The organism is Komarekiella delphini-convector SJRDD-AB1 (assembly GCF_014831675.1).
Classification (GTDB): domain Bacteria; phylum Cyanobacteriota; class Cyanobacteriia; order Cyanobacteriales; family Nostocaceae; genus Komarekiella.
Genome location: NZ_VJXY01000141.1, coordinates 1 through 3,519, shown reverse-complemented (window position 1 = coordinate 3,519; position 3,519 = coordinate 1). Strand labels below are relative to the sequence as shown.

The window sequence follows — 3,519 nt, the reverse complement described above, 5'->3', positions numbered from 1 at the left end:
TTGGCTTTTTTGTGAATACCTTGGTGTTGAGAAGCCGTTTTGAAGATAATCCTAGTTTTGAGAGTTTACTTGCACAAGTCAGAGAAACCACACTCAAAGCTTATGAACATCAGGATGTGCCTTTTGATAAGGTAGTTGAAGCACTACAACCACAACGTTCCTTAGCTTACTCTCCCTTTTTCCAAGTAGCATTTACACTACAGAACACACCGATGAGTGAGTTGCAATTTTCCAATGTGACTCTTACGCCTTTGACGCCAGAAATAATAACTACAAAGTTTGATTTGACAGTATTAATGTCTCAAACACCTTCAGGGCTAATGAGTCATTGGGAATACAGCACTGACTTGTTTGATCAGTCAACTATTGAGCGCATGGCTGCTCATTTTCAGAATTTGTTGTCAGCAATTGTAGAAAATCCTTCACAAACGGTGGGTGAATTACCCTTGTTAAGTGAAGCAGAACGCTATCAGTTGTTGATCGAGTGGAATGATACTGAGAGTGAATATCCCACTGATAAATGTATTCATCAATTGTTTGAGGAACAGGTAGAGAAAACACCTCATTGTGTGGCGGTGGTGTTTGAGAATCAACAGTTAACTTACTACCAATTGAATCAAAAAGCTAACCAACTAGCACATCATCTGCAAAACCTCGGTGTCGGATCAGAAGTACTAGTAGGGCTTTGTGTAGAACGTTCGATTGAGATGATAGTGGGAATATTGGGGATACTTAAAGCTGGTGGTGCTTATGTACCTCTTGACCCCAATTATCCCCAAGAACGGTTGAGTTATATGTTAGAGGATTCTGGTGTTGAGATGTTGTTAACTCAACAATCGTTACTAGAATCTTTGCCGTTACACACTGCACGGGTGATTTGTTTAGATATGGATTGGGGTGCGATCGCTATTGAGAGTGATGATAATCCCGACATTAAAGTCAAATCTGAGAATTTGGCTTATGTGATTTATACTTCTGGGTCTACTGGCAACCCCAAAGGAGTTTTAGTCACTCATAGGGGATTACCTAATCTAGTTATGGCCCAAAGGAATCAATTTAATGTTCAATCTCAAAGTCGAGTCTTACAGTTTGCTTCTTTTAGTTTCGATGCCTCAGTTGCAGAAATTTTTATGGCTCTGAGTTCAGGAGCGACACTTGTCTTAGCAAAAGCAGAGTCATTGATACCTGGATCGGATTTAACAGAGACACTAACTCAGTTTGGGATCACTCATGTAACACTTCCTCCATCAGCTTTGAGTGTTTTGCTACCAGATGAATTTCCAGAGCTAGGTCAAATTATTGTAGCCGGAGAAACCTGTTCTACTGAACTAGTAAAGCAGTGGAGTAATGGTCGTTGTTTCTTTAATGCCTATGGGCCAACTGAGTCTACAGTTTGTGCCACAATAGCCGAAATTAGTAACAGCAATCCAAAACCAATAATAGGTCGTCCCATAGCCAACACCCAAATCTACATCCTAGACCGCAATAATCAACCTGTGCCTATTGGAGTAGCAGGAGAACTACATATCGGAGGTGTAGGGCTTGCCCGAAGCTACCGCAACCGACCGGAATTAACTTTAGAAAAATTCATCTCTAACCCCTTTGTTCCCAAGTCAAAACTATATAAAACCGGAGATTTAGCTCGATTTTTGCCTGATGGCAATATTGAGTTTCTTGGTCGAATTGATGACCAGGTGAAGATACGTGGTTTCCGCATAGAACTAGGAGAAATAGAATCAGTTCTGAGCACCTATCCTCAAATACAGCAAGTTACAGTCATCGCCAGAGAAGATACTCCAGGGAACAAACGGCTGGTAGCATATTTAGTTCCTCATCAGGCAGAAATTGAACTCTGGCCGTCAGTAGCAGAATTCTACGTTTATGATGAGCTGCTGTACTACGCGATGACCAATGACTATCGGAGAAACCAGAGTTACCAAGTTGCGATTAATCAACTGGTCAAAGATAAAGTAGTTGTTGAAATTGGCACGGGGAAGGATGCAATTTTAGCCAAATTTTGTGCAGAAGCAGGAGCCAAGAAAGTTTACGCAATTGAGAGAGACTATGAAACTAGTCAGTTAGCTTCAACTTGTGTGCAAGAGTTGGGGTTATCAGAACAAATTAAAATTATACATGGAGATGCTACTACAGTAGACTTACCAGAATTAGCTGATGTATGTGTTTCTGAAATTGTCGGGCCGATTGGTGGATGTGAAGGAGCAGCAGTAATTATCAATAACACCAGAAGGTTTCTTAAACCAGATGGTGTAATGATTCCTCAAAGAAGTGTGACTCAGATTATTGGAATAACTCTTCCTGATGAATTACTAAATCAACCCCGATTTACAAAGGTTTCAGGTTATTATACCCAGAAGATATTTGAACAAGTTGGATATCCTTTTGATTTACGATTATGTATTAAAGGATTAAACAAAGCCAACTGGTTATCCAATAGAGGAGTTTTTGAAGATTTAGACTTTAGCAAGCCTATTAGCACAGAATTTACTCATCAAATTAAACTAACTATCGAAAAATCAGGGAGATTGGATGGTTTTTTCGTGGGATTAAACTTACACACAATTGAAGGAGAATGTATAGATATTCTAGAACATGAGCATTGCTGGTTACCAGTTTATTTTCCAGTCTTTGAACCAGGAATTAATGTGGATAAAGGAGATGTCATCGAAGCTTTTTGTACAAGAACACTTTGTGAAAATCATCTGAATCCAAATTATGCTATCCGTGGCCATCTCTTGAAGACAAATGGAGAAGATATTGAGTTTGAATACATCTCATCTCACTGGGAAAAAATGTTCAAGCAAACCCCTTTTTATCAACGGTTGTTTGCTGATAATAATCTAGAAAATTACGCAACTAATCAATCATATCAACAAAAGGTATTGAGCAGTACAGAGTTGCGATCGCATTTGCAACGCAAGTTACCAGACTACATGATACCTGGTACGTTTGTAATTTTAGAGAGTATACCATTAACAGCAAATGGCAAAGTAGATAAAAAAGCATTAAGCGCACCAGATGGAATTTTACGAGAAAGTAAATACATAGCACCACGTACGGAAATAGAAAAAATATTAACCAAAATTTGGCAAGAACTACTGATATTGGAAAAAGTTAGTATTCACGACAACTTCTTTGAAATTGGTGGCGACTCCATCTTGAGCATTCAAGTAGTTTCTCGTGCGAAAAACTTAGGAATACAAATCACCCCCAAACAGATATTCCAAAATCAAACCATCACCGAATTAGCTAAAGTTGCCAACACAACAGATAATGTTAGTGCCAAACAAGGTTTAGTTACAGGAATTGCACCCCTAACACCAATTCAACATTGGTTCTTCGCACAAAAAACACAACAATCACACCATTTCAACCAATCAGTTTTATTAGAGATTCCCAAAAATATCAAAGCGGAATTCCTAAAGAAAGCTGTAGAGCAATTATTAGAACATCATGATGCTCTACGTTTACGATTCAGTTGCGTTACATCAGAATACAAAC

1 protein-coding gene is annotated in these 3,519 nt (G+C 38.8%); it reads left to right on the top strand.

The annotated features are described in order from the left end of the window. The coding region (locus FNW02_RS39410) for a non-ribosomal peptide synthetase (RefSeq protein ID WP_225226308.1) at positions 1-3,519 on the top strand (3,519 nt) is incomplete at both ends.